At 64.5% G+C, this 16,961-nt stretch carries 19 protein-coding genes; 10 read left to right on the forward strand and 9 right to left on the reverse strand.

Annotated features, from left to right (window positions below; all coding sequences use genetic code 11):
- The first annotated feature begins 18 nt into the window (after window positions 1–18).
- From hscB to ftsB, 8 genes are all read left to right on the forward strand, one after another.
- A complete protein-coding gene (gene hscB, locus NMQ16_RS13175) occupies window positions 19–585 on the forward strand; it encodes a Fe-S protein assembly co-chaperone HscB (protein ID WP_257081218.1) in 567 nt (188 codons plus the stop codon).
- On the forward strand, window positions 585–2,447 hold the full coding sequence (gene hscA, locus NMQ16_RS13180; RefSeq protein ID WP_257081219.1) for a Fe-S protein assembly chaperone HscA: 1,863 nt from the start codon (window positions 585–587) through the stop codon (window positions 2,445–2,447). The genes hscB and hscA overlap by 1 nt, the downstream gene beginning before the upstream one ends.
- A gap of 18 nt (window positions 2,448–2,465) precedes the next feature.
- Window positions 2,466–2,807, forward strand: a complete 342-nt coding sequence (gene fdx, locus NMQ16_RS13185; protein WP_069037562.1) for an ISC system 2Fe-2S type ferredoxin — start codon at window positions 2,466–2,468, stop codon at window positions 2,805–2,807.
- Window positions 2,808–2,812: 5 nt separating this feature from the next.
- Entirely contained in the window at window positions 2,813–3,007 is a 195-nt protein-coding gene (gene iscX, locus NMQ16_RS13190) for a Fe-S cluster assembly protein IscX (protein ID WP_257081220.1), read from the forward strand.
- A gap of 103 nt (window positions 3,008–3,110) precedes the next feature.
- Window positions 3,111–4,790, forward strand: a complete 1,680-nt coding sequence (locus tag NMQ16_RS13195) for a CTP synthase (RefSeq protein WP_257081223.1) — start codon at window positions 3,111–3,113, stop codon at window positions 4,788–4,790.
- Window positions 4,787–5,629: a 3-deoxy-8-phosphooctulonate synthase gene (kdsA, locus tag NMQ16_RS13200; RefSeq protein WP_257081224.1), complete on the forward strand. Its 843-nt coding sequence runs from the start codon at window positions 4,787–4,789 to the stop codon at window positions 5,627–5,629. The genes NMQ16_RS13195 and kdsA overlap by 4 nt, the downstream gene beginning before the upstream one ends.
- 51 nt (window positions 5,630–5,680) lie before the next feature.
- Entirely contained in the window at window positions 5,681–6,967 is a 1,287-nt protein-coding gene (gene eno, locus NMQ16_RS13205) for a phosphopyruvate hydratase (RefSeq protein WP_257081225.1), read from the forward strand.
- Between the two features lie 2 nt (window positions 6,968–6,969).
- On the forward strand, window positions 6,970–7,254 hold the full coding sequence (gene ftsB / locus NMQ16_RS13210; RefSeq protein ID WP_257081226.1) for a cell division protein FtsB: 285 nt from the start codon (window positions 6,970–6,972) through the stop codon (window positions 7,252–7,254).
- 6 nt (window positions 7,255–7,260) lie between these two features.
- On the opposite strand, the gene NMQ16_RS13215 is transcribed toward ftsB, so the two are convergent.
- From NMQ16_RS13215 to NMQ16_RS13230, 4 genes are all read right to left on the reverse strand, one after another.
- The gene (locus NMQ16_RS13215) at window positions 7,261–7,809 is read right to left on the reverse strand and encodes a C40 family peptidase (RefSeq protein WP_257081227.1); all 549 of its coding nucleotides are present in this window, start codon (window positions 7,807–7,809) and stop codon (window positions 7,261–7,263) included.
- Window positions 7,796–8,497, reverse strand: coding sequence for an SIMPL domain-containing protein (locus NMQ16_RS13220; protein WP_257081228.1), 702 nt, complete (start codon window positions 8,495–8,497; stop codon window positions 7,796–7,798). The genes NMQ16_RS13215 and NMQ16_RS13220 overlap by 14 nt, the downstream gene beginning before the upstream one ends.
- A gap of 58 nt (window positions 8,498–8,555) precedes the next feature.
- Window positions 8,556–8,789 (reverse strand): hypothetical protein, encoded by a 234-nt coding sequence (locus NMQ16_RS13225; RefSeq protein WP_257081229.1) that lies wholly within the window; start codon window positions 8,787–8,789, stop codon window positions 8,556–8,558.
- A 61-nt stretch (window positions 8,790–8,850) separates the two neighbouring features.
- Complete coding sequence (locus NMQ16_RS13230; RefSeq protein WP_257081230.1) at window positions 8,851–9,402, reverse strand: gamma carbonic anhydrase family protein; 552 nt, start codon at window positions 9,400–9,402, stop codon at window positions 8,851–8,853.
- A gap of 186 nt (window positions 9,403–9,588) precedes the next feature.
- On the opposite strand from NMQ16_RS13230, the gene NMQ16_RS13235 reads away from it, so the two are divergent.
- Window positions 9,589–9,855 (forward strand): hypothetical protein, encoded by a 267-nt coding sequence (locus NMQ16_RS13235; protein ID WP_257081231.1) that lies wholly within the window; start codon window positions 9,589–9,591, stop codon window positions 9,853–9,855.
- A 422-nt stretch (window positions 9,856–10,277) separates the two neighbouring features.
- Here NMQ16_RS13235 and fchA read toward each other — a convergent pair whose 3' ends face one another.
- The 5 genes from fchA to glyA all read right to left on the reverse strand — a co-directional run bounded on the left by fchA (window position 10,278) and on the right by glyA (window position 15,398).
- Complete coding sequence (gene fchA / locus NMQ16_RS13240; RefSeq protein ID WP_257081232.1) at window positions 10,278–10,907, reverse strand: methenyltetrahydrofolate cyclohydrolase; 630 nt, start codon at window positions 10,905–10,907, stop codon at window positions 10,278–10,280.
- Window positions 10,908–10,910: 3 nt separating this feature from the next.
- Window positions 10,911–11,771, reverse strand: a complete 861-nt coding sequence (locus tag NMQ16_RS13245; protein WP_069037553.1) for an NADP-dependent methylenetetrahydromethanopterin/methylenetetrahydrofolate dehydrogenase — start codon at window positions 11,769–11,771, stop codon at window positions 10,911–10,913.
- A 60-nt stretch (window positions 11,772–11,831) separates the two neighbouring features.
- Window positions 11,832–12,782 (reverse strand): D-2-hydroxyacid dehydrogenase, encoded by a 951-nt coding sequence (locus NMQ16_RS13250; protein ID WP_257081233.1) that lies wholly within the window; start codon window positions 12,780–12,782, stop codon window positions 11,832–11,834.
- Between the two features lie 83 nt (window positions 12,783–12,865).
- Complete coding sequence (locus tag NMQ16_RS13255; protein ID WP_257081234.1) at window positions 12,866–14,053, reverse strand: aminotransferase class V-fold PLP-dependent enzyme; 1,188 nt, start codon at window positions 14,051–14,053, stop codon at window positions 12,866–12,868.
- Between the two features lie 91 nt (window positions 14,054–14,144).
- On the reverse strand, window positions 14,145–15,398 hold the full coding sequence (gene glyA / locus NMQ16_RS13260) for a serine hydroxymethyltransferase (RefSeq protein ID WP_257081235.1): 1,254 nt from the start codon (window positions 15,396–15,398) through the stop codon (window positions 14,145–14,147).
- Between the two features lie 272 nt (window positions 15,399–15,670).
- Between glyA and NMQ16_RS13265 the strand changes: the two genes are divergently transcribed.
- Window positions 15,671–16,846 (forward strand): malate--CoA ligase subunit beta, encoded by a 1,176-nt coding sequence (locus NMQ16_RS13265; RefSeq protein WP_069037549.1) that lies wholly within the window; start codon window positions 15,671–15,673, stop codon window positions 16,844–16,846.
- Window positions 16,847–16,961 lie beyond the last annotated feature (115 nt).

Genomic DNA, 16,961 nt, shown 5'->3' on the forward strand with positions numbered 1-16,961 from the left:
CGCCGACAGTATTGAACGATGACTTCTGACCCCACCGTTCCCGGGCTGCCGGACGTCGAGCTGTTCAGTCGCGACCACTTCGAACTGTTCGCGTTGCCGCGCCGTTTCGTCATCGACGAGCGCTCGCTCGAATCGCGCTACCACGAGCTGCAGTCGTCGGTGCACCCTGACCGCCATGCCAGCCGCCCGGAAGCCGAGCGGCGGCTGTCGATGCAGTGGTCGACGCGCATCAACGAAGCCTATCGGCTGCTGCGTGCGCCGCTGACCCGAGCGCGCTATCTGCTGGAACTGGATGGCGTGGATGTGGCTGCGGAAAACAACACCGCGATGCCGGGCGATTTCCTGATGCAGCAGATGGAATGGCGCGAAGCACTCGACGAGGCGCGTGATGCGCGTGATGCCGGGGCGCTCGACGAGCTCGCGCGCATGCTGCGGCACGCCCGGCGCGACGCCGAAGCGCTGCTGGTCCGGCAGCTGGATGCAGAACACGACACCGCCGGCGCAGCCGCGACGGTGCGCCGCATGATGTTCATCGCCCGATTGGCGGAAGACATTGCCGAAGCACACGAAACACTGGACAACTGATGGCCCTGCTGCAGATCGCCGAACCCGGCGAATCCACCGCGCCGCACCAGCACAGGCTGGCTGCAGGCATCGATCTCGGAACGACCAATTCACTGGTGGCCAGCGTGCGCAATGGCGTACCCTTGGTGCTGAACGACGAGCACGGCCGTGCGCTGCTGCCCTCCGTGGTGCGTTATCTCGCGGACGGCTCGACCGTCATCGGCCACGCGGCCCGCGCCGCGCAGGCGCTTGATCCGCGCAACACCATCGCGTCGGTCAAGCGCTTCATGGGACGAGGCGTTGCCGATGTCGCGCATGTCGAATCGATGCCCTACGTATTCGAGGACGCGCCCGGCATGGTGCGGTTGCGCACCACACAAGGCGCGAAAAGCCCGGTCGAGGTGTCGGCAGACATCCTTCGTGTACTGCGCGAGCGCGCTGAAGCCAGCCTCGGCGGGCCGCTGACCGGCGCGGTCATCACCGTACCGGCGTATTTCGACGATGCGCAGCGCCAGGCCACGAAGGACGCTGCCCGGCTGGCCGGCCTTGACGTGCTGCGCCTGTTGAACGAGCCGACTGCCGCCGCGATCGCGTATGGTCTGGACAACGCTTCCGAAGGCATCTACGCGGTGTACGACCTGGGCGGCGGCACCTTCGACATTTCGATCCTGAAGCTTTCGCGCGGCGTGTTCGAGGTGCTGGCCACCAGCGGCGACGCCGCACTGGGCGGCGATGATTTCGACCATCGCGTCTATTGCTGGCTCATCGAGGCATCGCGCATCGGCCCGCCCAGCCTCGAGGACATGCGTACGCTGTACATGGAAGCCCGGCGCGCGAAGGAGGCACTCAGCAGCGCCGACGACGTGCATGTCGGGCTCAAGCTGTCGTCGGGCGACGAAATCGACGTGCATCTCACACGCGATGCGTTTGCCGCCATGACGAAGACGCTGGTCGACAAGACCCTGGTGCCGACGCGCAAGGCGCTGCGCGACGCCGGCTTGTCGGTCGAAGACGTCAAGGGCGTGGTCATGGTGGGCGGCGCAACGCGCATGCCGCAGGTGCAGCGCGCGGTGGGCGAATTCTTCGGTCAGGTGCCGCTGACCAATCTCGATCCGGACAAGGTGGTGGCCATCGGCGCCGCGATCCAGGCCAATGTTCTGGCCGGCAATCGCGCGGCCGACGAAGACTGGCTTTTGCTCGACGTCATTCCGCTGTCGCTCGGTCTGGAAACGATGGGCGGTCTGGTCGAGAAGATCATTCCGCGCAATTCGACGATACCGACCGCGCGCGCGCAGGAATTCACCACCTATCGCGATGGCCAGACAGCAATGGCCATCCATGTGCTGCAGGGCGAGCGCGAGCGCGTCACCGACTGCCGCTCGCTGGCCCGCTTCGAACTGCGGGGCATTCCGCCGATGGTGGCGGGCGCGGCCCGCATCCGCGTGTCGTTCCAGGTGGATGCCGACGGCCTGCTGGCCGTGTCCGCACGCGAACTGGGCACCGGCATCGAAGCACGCATCGAGGTCAAACCGAGTTACGGGCTGGGCGATGACGAAGTCGCGCGCATGCTGCGCGACGGCTTCGATCATGTACAGGATGACATCGCGGCACGCGCGCTGGCCGAACAGAAGGTGGACGCCACGCGCCTGATCGACGCCACGCAGACTGCGCTGGCTGCCGACGGCGATCTGCTTGACGGCCCGGAACGGGCTGCGGTCGACGCGGCCGTCCGCGCACTGGCCGAAGTCGTCGAAGGCGACGATACGGCAGCGCTGCGCGCCGCCGTCGACGTGCTCGGCCGCGCCACCGACGAGTTCGCCGCGCGCCGCATGAATCGTGGCATCCAGCGTGCGCTGGCCGGACGCAGCATCGAATCACTCTGATTGACGGAACACCGCGCAATGACCCAGATCGTCGTATTGCCCCATGTCGAGCTGTGCCCGGACGGTGCGGTGTTCGATGCCGAGCCCGGCACCACCATCTGCGACGCGCTGCTGGCCAACGGCATCGAAATCGAACATGCGTGCGAGAAGTCGTGCGCCTGCACGACCTGTCACGTCGTCGTGCGCGAAGGCTCCCGCAGTCTCGAGCCGGCCGAGGAGCTCGAGGAAGATCTGCTGGACAAGGCCTGGGGGCTGGAGCCGAATTCGCGCCTGTCCTGTCAGGCGGCAGTGGCCGGCGAGCCGCTGGTGATCGACATTCCCCGCTACACGATCAATATGGTCAGTGAAGGAAAGAGGTGAGCACCATGAAATGGACTGATTCGCTCGAGATCGCGATTGCGCTGACCGAGGCACACCCCGATGTCGACCCGGGCATTGTGCGCTTCACCGACCTGATGCAGTGGGTGCTCGATCTGCCCGGCTTCGATGACGACCCGAAGCGCTGCGGCGAAAAGATCCTCGAAGCCATCCAGCTGGCCTGGATCGACGAGGCGGACTGACGCCACCCGAGGCAGCCCGGTCAGGGTCGCATTTGCCTGCCGGTCGGCTTCAAGCTGCGGGACTTTTCCGGTAAACTAGGAATTTCCCGCTGCAGTGCAATAAATGACAAAGTACGTGTTCGTCACCGGCGGTGTGGTGTCCTCGCTAGGCAAGGGCATCGCAGCCGCGTCACTGGGCGCGATTCTCGAATCGCGTTCCATCCGTGTCACCCATCTGAAGCTTGACCCCTACATCAACGTAGATCCGGGCACGATGAGCCCGTTTCAGCACGGCGAGGTGTTCGTCACCGAAGACGGGGCCGAAACCGACCTCGATCTGGGGCACTACGAACGCTTCACGCACGCCCGCATGGGCAAGCGCAACAACTTCACCACCGGCCAGATCTACGAGGCGGTGATCAAGAAGGAGCGCCGCGGCGAGTATCTGGGCAAGACCGTGCAGGTCATCCCGCACATCACCGACGAAATCAAGCTTTATATCAAGCGCGGCGCCGAAGGTGCCGAGGTCGCCATCGTCGAGGTCGGCGGCACGGTCGGCGACATCGAATCGCTGCCCTTCCTCGAAGCCATCCGCCAGATGGGCATCGAAGAAGGACGCGCCAACACCTGCTTCATCCACCTGACGCTGGTGCCCTACATCGCCACTGCGGGCGAACTGAAAACCAAGCCGACCCAGCATTCGGTCAAGGAACTGCGCGAGATCGGCATCCAGCCCGACGTGCTGCTGTGCCGCTCCGACCGTGTCGTGCCGGACGACGAGCGCCGCAAGATCGCGCTGTTCACCAATGTGCTGCCCGAGGCGGTCATTTCGGTGGTCGACGCCGACAGCATCTACAAGATTCCGGCCATGCTGCATGACCAGATGCTGGACGAAATCGTCTGCCACAAGCTGAACATCCTGGCCCGCGCAGCCGACCTGAGCACCTGGAAGCGCATGATCGACGCGCTGGAAAACCCCGAGCGCGATGTCGACATCGCGTTCGTCGGCAAGTACGTCGACCTGACCGAGTCCTACAAGTCGCTGTCCGAGGCGCTGATTCACGCCGGCATCCAGACGCGTTCGCGCATCAACATCCACTACATCGATTCGGAAGCCGTCGAGCGTTCGACCGACGGCGGACGCGCACTGCTCGACCCGATGGACGCCATCCTGGTGCCCGGCGGCTTCGGCCGGCGCGGCGTCGAAGGCAAGATCGGCGCCATCCGCTACGCGCGCGAAGACGGTGTGCCCTATCTCGGCATCTGTCTGGGCATGCAGCTCGCGGTGGTCGAATACGCCCGCAACGTGGCCGGTCTGACCGGCGCGCACAGCACCGAATTCGAGCGCGACACGCCGCATCCGGTGATCGGCCTGATCACCGAGTGGATGAGTGCCGAAGGCAAGCTGGAGCGGCGCGACGAGTCGTCCGACATCGGCGGCACGATGCGACTGGGTGGTCAGAACTGCCAGCTGGGCGAAGACAGCCTGGCGCGCGAAATCTACGGCAAGGCGCAGATCGTCGAGCGCCACCGCCATCGCTACGAAGTGAACAACCAGTATCTGGCGCAGCTGGAGAAGGTTGGCCTGCGCGTGTCCGGCCGTTCCCTCGATACGGTCGATCCGCTGTGCGAAATGATCGAACTGCCGGACCACCCGTGGTTCGTCGCCTGTCAGTTCCACCCCGAATTCACGTCCACGCCGCGCGCCGGACATCCGCTGTTCACCGCTTTCGCCCGTGCCGCGCTGGCCCGTCAGGACGCGCGCGGCATGGTCAAACGCTCGTCGCACAAGGTGACCTCATGAAACTGTGCGGATTCGACGTCGGCCTCGACAAGCCGTTCTTCCTGATCGCCGGGCCGTGCGTGATCGAATCGCGCGACATGGCGTTCGACACCGCCGGGCAGCTGAAGGAGATCACCGCGCGTCTGGGCATCCCCTTCATCTACAAGTCGTCGTTCGACAAGGCCAACCGCAGTTCGGGCACCAGCTTCCGCGGCCCGGGCATGCAGAAGGGGCTGGAAATCCTGGCCGACGTGAAGCGCGAGCTGGGGGTGCCGGTGCTGACCGACGTGCACACCGCGGAAGAGGCGCCCATCGTCGCGCAGTACGTGGACGTGCTGCAGACGCCGGCCTTCCTGTGCCGCCAGACCGACTTCATCCATGCCTGCGCCGCCACCGGCAAGCCGGTGAACATCAAGAAGGGCCAGTTCCTCGCGCCGGGCGACATGAAGCACGTCGTGGCCAAGGCGAAGGAAGCCAACGGCGGCGCCGACACCATCATGGTGTGCGAGCGCGGTGCGTCCTTCGGCTACAACAATCTGGTGTCCGACATGCGTTCGCTGGCCATCATGCGCGAAACTGCATGCCCGGTCGTGTTCGACGCCACCCATTCGGTGCAGCTTCCGGGCGGGCAGGGTGCGTCATCCGGCGGTCAGCGCGAATTCGTGCCGGTGCTGGCGCGCGCCGCCGTGGCGGTGGGCATCGCCGGGCTGTTCATGGAAAGTCATCCTGATCCGGCCAAGGCCATGTCCGACGGCCCGAACGCCTGGCCGCTGCCGATGATGGCTGCGCTGCTCGAGCAGCTGCGCGACCTCGACGCGGTCACGAAACGCCACGGCTTTCTCGAGTCCGCATTCGCCTGAGTGCGCGCCGATTATTCATAATTTGTCTTCTTACCCAGGAACCCAGCGACCATGAGTGCAATTGTCGATGTCGTCGCGCGCGAAATTCTCGATTCGCGCGGCAATCCCACCGTTGAAGCGGACGTGCTGCTGGAGTCCGGCATCATGGGTCGCGCCGCCGTACCGTCCGGTGCCTCGACCGGTTCGCGCGAGGCGATCGAGCTGCGCGACGGCGACAAGGACCGCTACCTCGGCAAGGGCGTGCTGGCCGCGGTCGAAAACGTAAATACCGAAATTTCCGAAGCCATCATCGGCCTCGACGCGGAAGAGCAGGCCTTCATCGACCGCACGCTGATCGAACTAGACGGCACCGAAAACAAGGGCCGCCTCGGCGCGAACGCCATGCTGGCGGTGTCGATGGCGGTGGCCAAGGCGGCTGCCGAAGAGGCCGGACTGCCGCTGTACCGCTACTTCGGCGGCTCGGGCGGCATGGCAATGCCGGTGCCGATGATGAATGTCATCAACGGCGGCGCGCACGCCAACAACAGCCTCGATTTCCAGGAATGCATGATCATGCCGGTCGGCGCGTCGAGCTTCCGCGAGGCGCTGCGCGCCGGCGCTGAAATCTTCCATGCGCTGAAGAAGCTGACCGACAAGAAGGGTTTTCCGACCACGGTCGGTGACGAGGGCGGTTTCGCGCCCAACGTCGGCAGTGCCGAAGAGGCGCTGAACATGATTCTCGACGCGGTCAGCGCGGCCGGCTACGAGCCGGGCACCGACATCGTGCTGGCGCTCGACTGCGCCGCGTCCGAGTTCTACAAGAACGGCAAGTACCACCTCGAAGGCGCTGGTCTGACGATGGAATCGGCCCAGCTGGTCGATTACCTGGCGACGCTGGCCGACAAGTACCCAATCGTCAGCATCGAAGACGGCATGGCGGAAAACGACTGGGACGGCTGGAAGCTGCTGACCGAACGTCTGGGCAGCCGCGTGCAGATCGTCGGCGACGACCTGTTCGTCACCAACACCAAGATCCTGAAGGAAGGCATTTCGCGCGGCATCGCCAATTCAATCCTGATCAAGATCAACCAGATCGGCACGCTGACCGAAACCTTCGCAGCGGTCGAAATGGCCAAGCGCGCCAGCTACACCGCGGTGATTTCGCACCGTTCGGGCGAAACCGAAGACAGCACGATCGCCGACATCGCGGTCGGACTGAACGCGATGCAGATCAAGACAGGTTCGCTGAGCCGCTCGGACCGCATCGCCAAGTACAACCAGCTGCTGCGCATCGAGGAAGATCTCGGTGACACGGCGTGGTACCCCGGCGCTTCCGCGTTCTACAACCTGCGCAAGTAACCATGACGCGCCATTGGCCTGCCTTGCTGCTGGTGGCGCTGATTGCGGGACTGCAGTATCCGCTCTGGCTCGGCAAGGGCGGATGGCTGCAGGCCTGGGAAGCCGGCCGCGCGCTGGACGCCCAGCGCGATCTCAATACCCGGCTGGAAGCGCGCAATGCCGCGCTGGACGCCGATGTGAAGGATCTGAAAACCGGCTTCGACGCAGTCGAAGAGCGGGCGCGCGCCGAACTCGGGCTGATCAAGCCGGGCGAGGTGTTCGTGCAGATTCCGAACGACAAGCCCTGACCGTCTTCACCCTTCGCGCCGGAGTGTGCGCAGGCCGCTGATGCGCGCGGCAAACCAGCCGCTGTCCAGCCTGTCCGTCCGTACGTATTTGCCACGCGTGCTGGGCGCATGGATGAAGCGCCCCTCGCCGGCGTAGATGCCCATGTGCGAATGCGGCGTGCCGTTCGTGTTGAAGAACACCAGATCGCCGGGCGCCAGCGCGCTGCGCTCGATCGGCCGCGCGATCTTCGCGATCTGCGCGGCATTGTGCGGCAACCGCACGCCGGCCACCTGTTCGTAGATCCAGCTCACCATGCCGCTGCAGTCCAGCCCGCTGTCCGGATTGCGACCGCCGAACTGGTAATGGTTGCCGATCAGGCCGAGCGCGTAGATCACCGCATCCTGGGCGTGCGTGTCATCGGCGAGCTGAACCCGGCCGGAAGGCGGCGGTTTTGCGACGGGTTGTGCGGCCGGCGGCAGCGCGGCCTGTTCCGGCAGGCTGCCGCAGGCGCCGAGTAACAGCGCCAGCGAGAGGGCCGGAACGAGGGCAGTGAGCCTGCGACTACCGGCGTTCAATCTCGATCTGTCCGCTGATCGATACCGCGACGCGCGATTCGCCCGCTTCGACCGGCATATCGGCCATCGCTTCGGCCATGACTGCCTTGCTGCGCATCATCATCGGGCGCGGCGTCGGCATCCCGCCGGTGTGATTCACGTTCATGTGCAGGATGCGCCAGGACTTGCCGAGCGATTCGGCGACGATCTTTGCGCGTGCATTGAAGGCGGCGATGCCGTCGGCGATCGCGTCGTTCTCGGCCTGCCGCGACGCCTCTTCGCTCGGTTCCAGCGTCAGCTGGCCGACCGCCAGCTGGGTCTGCAGCTTGCCCAGCAGCTCTGAAATGGCGGCCTGGTCCTTCGATTCGAGCAGCAGCTCCGACCGCATGCGCCAGCTTTCGATGCTGCGGCCGTTCTTGCCGTAGACCGGATAGGTCGAGGTGTTGCCGCTGCGCACCTTCACGCTCGGGTAGGGTTTGGTCGTGGCGATGGCCGACTGCATGACCGCATTGACCTTCTTCGCGAGCGCGCTCGGCGTGGCGTCACCCATTTCGATGTAGGCCTGGGCGCGGGCGAGGTCATTCGGGGCGAGGCGGGACGCTTCGGCATTCAGGTCAACCACGATGCCGGCGCGTTCGACGGTGGCGTGGTCGGCGGCCTGGGCGACCGAAAGCGTGGCGGCAAGCAGCAGCCAGAACGGATGTTTCATGGGGAACTCCCGCAATGTGATCAATGCGGGAGTATAACCAGCGCGCTGCGGACGTCTGTCAGCGCTTGCGCCGTGCCGACCGGTCGTCTTCGGTGTCGATGCGGATCGGCTCGCCGAGATTTTCGCAGTCACCCGCCTGGTGGCGCTCGTCGCCCATGGCTGACAGCAGTGCGGCGCCAATCAGTGCGAGGTAGGCCAGCACGGCCAGCCCGGCCGCTTCGCTGTTGAAGGCGACCATGATGGCGGGCAGGGCGTGCGCGCCGGTGAAATAGAAAGTGGTGCGTTCGGCCATGTCGATCTCCGCGAGTGACGTTCTCAGGGGAATATCGACGCCGGGCGGCAGAACTGAAGTGTCATTCGGTGTCGGCGAGGCCCTGGTCGCGCGGCACGACCTTCAGCCCGGTCCGGTAGTGGCGCGCCTTCTCGACGTACTGCGCCGAGCCGGACATGAGCGCTGCGACTTCTTCGTCGCTCAGTTCGCGCACGATGCGACCGGGCGAGCCGACCACCAGTGAGCGGTCGGGAATGACGCGGCCCTCGGGAATCAGTGCATTGGCGCCGATCAGGCAGTTGCGTCCGACGACGGCGCGATTCATCACCACCGCCTTGATGCCGATCAGCGAGCCGTCACCGATGGTGCAACCGTGCAGCATGGCCTGATGACCGACCGTGACATCGTCGCCGATGGTCAGCGGCACGCCCTCGTCGATGTGGAGCACCGCACCGTCCTGCACATTGCTGCGTTCGCCGACGACGATGCGGTCGTTGTCGGCCCGGATGACCGCGCCGTACCAGACGCTGCTGTCTGCCTTCAGCATCACCTCGCCGATCACGGTCGCGCTTGATGCGATCCACGCGGAAGGATGGATGTCGGGCTGCTGGTCGTCGATGCTGTAGATGCTCATGCTTGCTTCCGTTTGCCTGAAAAGGCGGTGAATCAGGACACTCTGGACGAGCGGATACGCCATCGCCGTCCGAACGCTGTTTGCGCATTACACTCTTGTTGCAATGCAAACAGGGCGCGATTGTAAGCGCAAGCGCACAGGGTCTTGCAAGCAGGGGTAGTTTTACCGCCGTTCCGGAGAATGCAGATGAACGAGAAACTGGGCAGGTCGCTGGCCGATTTCGAAGCCGGGCGCATCGACATGGATGCCCTGATCGCCACCTGGCGCCTGCACGGCGTCGAGGACGCGAATGTGCCGGCGAAGTGGCGCGAAGTGCTCGACGGCCTGTTGATGCGGCTCGAATCCGCCCGGTTGTTTTCGCAGGACAGCTGCTCGTTCAGCCGCAGCGAACTGCTCGCAACGATGCGCGAATGGCTGGCGCGGGCCCAGGCCCAGGTGCAGGCGCAGCAGTGAGGCGAGGTGTGGCGTGCTGATGTTGGGCATCGCTGCGCTCACCCCAACCTACGGGTTGATGCGGCGCGAGTCGGTGGGCGGTTTGTGCGGGGTATCGGTGAGGCGAGGTGTGGGGTGTTGTTGTTGGGCATCGCTGCGCTCACCCCAACCTACGGCCGCTCGGCAAAAATGGAGCTTGCGGTTTGGCAGCCGGATCACCGGCGTAGGTTGGGGTGAGCGCAGCGATGCCCAACATCGGCGCCTGATCGAACGCCGACGACCTCCGCGCTCGCCCGAAAAAAAGGGCGCCCGCAGGCGCCCCTTGATGACCGAACTGACGGTTCAGAGCTTGCTCTTCACCACCTCGACCACGCGATCGNACCTCCGCGCTCGCCCGAAAAAAAGGGCGCCCGCAGGCGCCCCTTGATGACCGAACTGACGGTTCAGAGCTTGCTCTTCACCACCTCGACCACGCGATCGGCTTCCGCCACCCACCTGGCGAGCAGGGCGTCGGTTTCGGCGCGGCGCGAGGCGGCGAAATCGGCATCCTTGATGCTCGGTACGTTGATGTCGACGTTCAGCGCTGCCGAACGCAGCGCGGCCTGGGCGGCCAGCGCGGCGACACCGGCGTCGGACACGACGTTCTTGTTGCCCTTTTCGGCCGCCACCAGACTGAGGGCGATCACGTCGGCGCAGGCGCGGGCGCAGGCCAGCGGTGCGTCGGTGGCCATCTTCAGGCCGTCCTGGATCGCGGCCGAGCGCGCAGCCTTCTGCTCGTCCGTGTCCTTGGGCAGACCGTAGGCGGCCATCAGGCCGTCGAAGGCCTCGACGTCGGCGCGGATGAAATCGGTCAGCGTGGCGCGCAGGCCTTCGGCTTGCGCCAGCAGGTCCTTCATGTCGCCTTCGACTTCGGCGTACGCCTTCTTGCCGATGGTCAGGTTGCACACCATGCTGACCAGTGCTGCACCCATGCCGCCCATGATGGCCGCGGCACTGCCGCCGCCGGGCGTGGGCGCGTTGCTGGCCAGTTCGTCGAGAAAGGTGGTGACCGGCTTGTCCTTGATCATGGTCATCGCTCAGCCCACCATCGTCTTGGCCATCGCGTAGATTTCCGGCGCATCCAGCGTGATGTCGTTGCTTTCGAACAGCTTGGCCACGCAGGCGCGCTGCAGCGCGATCTTCAGCGCACCGAAACCGATGGCGCCAAACACGATCTTGCCGTGCTTGACCGCGCCCTTGTCCATCATGTCGATGCCTTCGATGCCGAGCGGTGGCGTGGCGTTGGCGTCAGCCATCATTTCCAGCGTCGGGTTGTCCTTCCAGTGACGCTCTTCCAGCAGCTGGATGCCGCCGGCACCGGTCGCTATGACGATGTTGGCGCCTTCGATCGCACGGCCGCGCGCATCGTTGTCGGCCGCTTCGGCAACGCCGACGTCGAGGTTGAACGTGGCCTTCAGCTGTTTCGCCGCATCTTCCGCGGTGGCCAGCTTGCGCGACACCAGCGTGACCGTCGCACCTTCGCTGGCCAGCATCACGGCAGCGCGCGTGCCGACCGGGCCGGTACCGCCGAGGATGACGACCTTCTTGCCCTTCAGCGGACCGCGGTGACCCAGCCAGGCGACGCAGGCGGCCGCGGTGGTGTTCGATCCGTTGCTGTCGAGCATGACCGATACGCGGAAGTTGCTGAAGAACTTCTTCTTCACCGCCTTGAACAGGGCTTCGCCTTCGGCCATGTTGCTGCCGCCGATGAAGATCGCGGTGTTCTTCTTGTCCTTCGGCGCGCGCGTGAAGATGGCGCCATCGACCATGGCCCCGACGTTGTGCGGATGCACGCCGCCGTAGCCGATCACGTGATCGGCGCCGCCGTCGTTGCACACGACGTTGTCGAACACCGACGGATGTTCATCGGTGTCGAATTGATAAAGCAGTTTTTTCATTGTCGTCTCTCGCTGTCTCGATGAACGCCGCACCGCCGGCGGGGGCGCGGCGAACGGTTTTCAGGTCACGGTGTTGACCGGGCTGCCCTTGACGTAGGCGTCCACATTGTCGATCAACTGGTCGGCCAGGAACTGCATGGCACCATCCGAAGCCCACGCGACGTGCGGCGTCAGGATGAAGTTGGGCAGGCGCAGGTCGAGCAGCGGATTGCCTTCCTTCGGCGGCTCCTTGGTCAGCACGTCGAAGCCGGCGCCACCGATGACGCCTTCCTTCAGCGCGGTCACCAGATCTTCTTCATGCACCAGACCGCCGCGCGCCGTGTTGATCAGGATGGCGCTGCGCTTCATCTTCCTGAACTGAGCCATGCTGAACATGTTGCGGCTGTCCGCGGTCAGCGGGCAGTGCAGCGAAATGATGTCGGACTCGGCCAGCACCTGTTCGACCGGCGTGAATTCCACACCCGGCGCCTTCGGACCTTCATGGTCGGCGAACAGCACCTTCATGCCGAAGCCGCGCGCGATCTTCGCCGTACCCTGGCCGAGCGCGCCTTCGCCGAAAATGCCAATGGTGCTGTCGAACAGGTCATGGATCGGGTGATCGAAGAAGCAGAACTGATCCACTTCCTGCCAGCGGCCGCGCTCCACGTCCTGCCGATAGGCCAGGATGCTGCGGCGCAGTGCGAGGATCAGCGCGAACGCGTGCTCCGGCACGGTATGCACTGCGTAGTTGCGGATGTTCGACACCGTGATGCCGCGTTCGCGGCAGGCCGGTACGTCGATCACATCGTAGCCGGTGGCGGCGACGCCGATCATCTTCAGGTTCGGCAACTGGGCCAGCACGTCGCCGCGCAACGCAACCTTGTTGGTGATGGCCACGGTCGCATTCTTGAGGCGCTCGACCACCTGGGCGGGGGAGGTGGTCTCGTATTCTTCCCAGGTGTGCTCGAACGACGGCCGACGCACGGTGGCTTTCAGCGTCGAACGATCCAGAAACACGACGTGTTGCGACATGCTTTTTCCTCGCAGTGTTTGTAAATGCAAAAAAGGCCGGGCGAACCCGGCCGTTCAAGAGGGTTGAAACGGACGCCGGGCCCTTACTTTACCTGCTGCGTGTGGGTACGCCAGTAGGTCGAGGCGGCCGCGACACCGGAACCCGGGGTCACGTTGATGCCGTTGTCGAGCATCGACATTTCGGCACCGGCGATCGCGCTCATCAACGACAGGCAGTTCAGGTCGCCGACGTGGCCGATGCGGAACACCTTGCCCGCGACCTTCGACAGGCCGGCGCCCAGCGACAGGTTGTAGCGTGCGTAGGCGTTGCTGATCACCTTGGCGGCGTCGAAACCTTCCGGCACCAGGATGGCGCTGACGGTGTTCGAATACCACTCCGGCGCCTTGGCGCACAGATTCAGCTTCCAGCCTTCGTGGATCGCGGCGCGCACGCCGTTCGCCAGATATTCGTGGCGGGCGAAGATGTTCTCCAGGCCTTCCTCGAAAATCGTGTCCAGCGCTTCACGCATGCCGTACAGCATCGGGATCGACGGCGTGTAGGGGAAGTAGCCGGTGGCGTTGTTCTTCAGCATGTCACCGATGTCGAAGTAGCAGCGGCGCGAGGTCGCACCTTCCATCGCCTTGATCGCCTTCGAGCTCATGCCCAGGATGCCCATGCCGGCCGGCAGCATGAAGCCCTTCTGCGAACCCGACACGGCGCAGTCGACGCCCCACTCTTCCATGCGGAAGTCAATGCTGACCAGCGAACTCACCGTATCGACCATCAGCAGCGCAGGGTGGCCGGCGTTGTCCATGGCCTTGCGCACCTTGCCGATGTCGCTCGAGACGCCGGTGGCGGTTTCGTTCTGGCAGGCCAGCACGGCCTTGATCTTGTGCTCCTTGTCGGCGCGCAGGATTTCCTCGTACTTGTCGTACGGCACACCCGTGCCCCAGTCGGTGTCGATGACCTGCACCTCGAAGCCGAGGCGCTGCGCCATGTCGGCCCACAGGTGGCTGAACTGGCCGAAGCGCGAGCACAGCACCTTGTCGCCCGGCGACAGCGTGTTGGTCAGCGCGGCTTCCCACATGCCGGTGCCCGATGCCGGGAACGTGACGATCGTGCCTTCGGTGGTCTTGAACACCTTCTTCAGGTCCGCCAGAACCGACAACGTCAGTTCCGGGAACTTGGGCGAACGGTGGTCTTCCTGTGCCACGACCATGGCACGCAGGATACGGTCCGGCGTGTTGGTGGGGCCCGGCACGTACAGATGGTTACGGCCTGCGATACGCATACGTCAATCTCCTGAAATGAATGTTTCTAAGTCTTGAAGGTTCTGAAATCGGGAATTCCCTGGTGGCGTTCATGGCGCTCACGGTCAGTCCTTATTTGCGTCCGTATACCGGCAGTGCGGTGCACAACCGGGTGACGTCAGCGACGACACGCGCGATCACGGCGTCGTCGGTGGGTGCTTCGAGTACGTCGACGATCAGGTTGGCAACCTGCTTCGCCTCGGCTTCCTTGAAACCGCGGGTCGTCATCGCCGGGCTGCCGATGCGGATGCCGCTGGTGACGAAAGGCTTCTGCGGATCGTTCGGGATGGCGTTCTTGTTAACCGTGATGTGGGCGCGGCCCAGCGCGGCTTCCGCTTCCTTGCCGGTGATGTTCTTGGCGCGCAGATCGACCAGGAACAGGTGCGACTGGGTGCGGCCGGACACGATGCGCACGCCGCGCTCGACCAGCGTTTCCGCCATCACCTGCGCGTTGTTCAGCACCTGCTGCTGGTAGGCCTTGAATTCCGGCGTCGAGGCTTCCTTGAAGGCGACGGCCTTGGCGGCGATCACGTGCATCAGCGGACCGCCCTGGATGCCCGGGAAGATCATCGAGTTGATCGGCTTCTCGAACTCGGCCTTGCCCATGATCACGCCACCGCGCGGGCCGCGCAGCGTCTTGTGCGTGGTCGAAGTGACGAAGTCGGCGATGCCGATCGGGCTCGGGTACAGGCCGGCCGCGATCAGGCCGGAGTAGTGGGCCATGTCGACCAGCAGGTAGGCGCCGACCGAATCGGCGATCTCGCGGAAGCGCTGGAAATCGATGTGCAGCGAGTAGGCCGACGCGCCGGCGACGATCATCTTCGGCTTGTATTCATGCGCCAGCATTTCGACCTGCTTGTAGTCGATCGCTTCGGTTTCCGGATCCAGACCGTAGGCGACGCCCTTGTAGATCTTGCCGGAGAAGTTCACCGACGAACCGTGCGTCAGGTGACCGCCATGGGCCAGCGACATGCCCAGGATGGTGTCGCCCGGCTGCAGCATCGACATATACACAGCGGCGTTGGCCTGCGAGCCCGAATGCGGCTGCACATTGGCGAACTCGGCGCCGAACAGCGCCTTCAGGCGGTCGATCGCCAGCTGTTCCGCAACGTCGACAAACTCACAGCCACCGTAGTAGCGCTTGCCCGGATAACCCTCTGCGTACTTGTTCGTCAGTACCGAACCCTGCGCTTCCATCACCGCAGGGCTGGCGTAGTTTTCCGACGCGATCAGCTCGATGTGGTGTTCCTGACGTGCGTACTCCGCTTCCATGGCGGCCCACAGTTCGGGATCGGAATGGGCGATGGTCTGTTTCGGGTCAAACATGGGATGCCTTTCGGGGAAGTGAGCGTCTGGCCCGGTTTAGGGCGTCGGCGCGTGAACTAAAACAAGACAAATCAACTATATCGTACGAACGCAAGCCCTCGTATCGGACTTTCTTATCGCCGGGATAAGTATAAGTGAAGCTTAATTCAAACAGCCTCACCCATAATCAAATCCATAGGTTTGCCTTCCGGACCTCCGTGCCGCCCGACGTCGGGGAGCCGGTGATGCGGCGACAAACAGTCCTCTGAATTCAATCTGACAGAAGGTGGAGCATGGACATTCACGAATACCAAGCGAAAGAGTTGCTGGCCGGTTTCGGAGTTCCGGTGCCGCGCGGCAGCGTGGCCTACAGCCCGGATCAGGCTGTCTACACGGCGACCGAACTGGGGGGCTGGCACTGGGCGGTGAAGGCGCAGGTGCACTCCGGAGCTCGCGGCAAGGCTGGCGGCATCAAGCTGTGCAAGACCTATCATGAAGTCGATGCGGCGGCGCGCGAACTGCTCGGCAAGCGCCTGGTGACGGTGCAGACCGGCCCTGAAGGCAAGCCGGTGCAGCGTGTTTACGTTGAAGTCGCCGAGCCGTTCGAACGCGAGTTGTATCTGGGCATCGTGCTCGACCGCAAGGCCGAGCGGGTGCGCGTGATCGCCTCGGCAGAAGGCGGCATGGACATCGAAGAACTGGCCAACACCGCGCCGGAAAAGATCATGCAGGTCGTGGTCGAGCCGGCGGTCGGCCTTCAGGCCTTCCAGGCCCGGCAGATCGCCTTCGGCCTGAAGCTCAACATCAAGCAGGTTTCGCGTGCCGTCACCGCCATCATGGGCGCCTACCGCGCCTTCCGCGATCTCGACGCGACCATGGTCGAAATCAATCCGCTGGTCGTCACCAAGGACGACCGTGTGCTGGCACTCGACGCCAAGATGTCGTTCGACGACAACGCGATGTTCCGCCAGCGTGCCGTGGCCGACATGCGCGACCCGTCGCAGGAAGATCCGCGCGAAGTGCAGGCCGCCGAACACAACCTGAACTACGTGGGTCTGGACGGCGACATCGGCTGCATCATCAATGGCGCCGGTCTGGCCATGGCCACGATGGACACCATCAAGTACGCCGGCGGCGCACCGGCCAACTTCCTCGACGTCGGCGGCGGCGCCTCGCCCGAGCGCGTGGCCAATTCCTTCCGCCTCGTGCTGTCGGACAAGAACGTCAAGGCCATCCTGGTGAACATCTTCGCCGGTATCAACCGCTGCGACTGGGTCGCCCAGGGCGTGGTGCAGGCGTGCAACGACATCGACATCACGGTGCCTCTGATCGTGCGCCTGGCCGGAACGAACGAAGAGGAAGGGCAGCGCATCATCCGCGAAAGCGGCCTGCCCATCATCAGCGCCAGCTCGCTCACCGAAGCGGCGAAGAAGGCGGTCGAAGCGGCACGCGCCCACGCGGCGAGCTGAGTAAAAGGATACCCACGCTCACTCCGCCCGCTTCCCCCCGCGGGGGCTGCACCCGCCCCCGGGGCGGCCCGGCGCGCGGCGCGCAGCGGATAACCGATGCACTAGAGGATTTAGA

Source organism: Methyloversatilis sp. XJ19-49, from assembly GCF_024580145.1.
GTDB lineage: Bacteria > Pseudomonadota > Gammaproteobacteria > Burkholderiales > Rhodocyclaceae > Methyloversatilis.

Coding starts and splice junctions, on each gene's coding strand:
- NMQ16_RS13195 (WP_257081223.1), top strand. CDS start 3,111: ATGACAAAGTACGTGTTCGTCACCGGCGGTGTGGTGTCCTCGCTAGGC.
- fdx (WP_069037562.1), top strand. CDS start 2,466: ATGACCCAGATCGTCGTATTGCCCCATGTCGAGCTGTGCCCGGACGGT.
- kdsA (WP_257081224.1), top strand. CDS start 4,787: ATGAAACTGTGCGGATTCGACGTCGGCCTCGACAAGCCGTTCTTCCTG.
- NMQ16_RS13265 (WP_069037549.1), top strand. CDS start 15,671: ATGGACATTCACGAATACCAAGCGAAAGAGTTGCTGGCCGGTTTCGGA.
- NMQ16_RS13230 (WP_257081230.1), bottom strand. CDS start 9,402: ATGAGCATCTACAGCATCGACGACCAGCAGCCCGACATCCATCCTTCC.
- NMQ16_RS13255 (WP_257081234.1), bottom strand. CDS start 14,053: ATGCGTATCGCAGGCCGTAACCATCTGTACGTGCCGGGCCCCACCAAC.
- NMQ16_RS13250 (WP_257081233.1), bottom strand. CDS start 12,782: ATGTCGCAACACGTCGTGTTTCTGGATCGTTCGACGCTGAAAGCCACC.
- fchA (WP_257081232.1), bottom strand. CDS start 10,907: ATGACCATGATCAAGGACAAGCCGGTCACCACCTTTCTCGACGAACTG.
- NMQ16_RS13235 (WP_257081231.1), top strand. CDS start 9,589: ATGAACGAGAAACTGGGCAGGTCGCTGGCCGATTTCGAAGCCGGGCGC.
- hscA (WP_257081219.1), top strand. CDS start 585: ATGGCCCTGCTGCAGATCGCCGAACCCGGCGAATCCACCGCGCCGCAC.
- NMQ16_RS13225 (WP_257081229.1), bottom strand. CDS start 8,789: ATGGCCGAACGCACCACTTTCTATTTCACCGGCGCGCACGCCCTGCCC.
- ftsB (WP_257081226.1), top strand. CDS start 6,970: ATGACGCGCCATTGGCCTGCCTTGCTGCTGGTGGCGCTGATTGCGGGA.
- NMQ16_RS13220 (WP_257081228.1), bottom strand. CDS start 8,497: ATGAAACATCCGTTCTGGCTGCTGCTTGCCGCCACGCTTTCGGTCGCC.
- NMQ16_RS13245 (WP_069037553.1), bottom strand. CDS start 11,771: ATGAAAAAACTGCTTTATCAATTCGACACCGATGAACATCCGTCGGTG.
- eno (WP_257081225.1), top strand. CDS start 5,681: ATGAGTGCAATTGTCGATGTCGTCGCGCGCGAAATTCTCGATTCGCGC.
- hscB (WP_257081218.1), top strand. CDS start 19: ATGACTTCTGACCCCACCGTTCCCGGGCTGCCGGACGTCGAGCTGTTC.
- glyA (WP_257081235.1), bottom strand. CDS start 15,398: ATGTTTGACCCGAAACAGACCATCGCCCATTCCGATCCCGAACTGTGG.
- iscX (WP_257081220.1), top strand. CDS start 2,813: ATGAAATGGACTGATTCGCTCGAGATCGCGATTGCGCTGACCGAGGCA.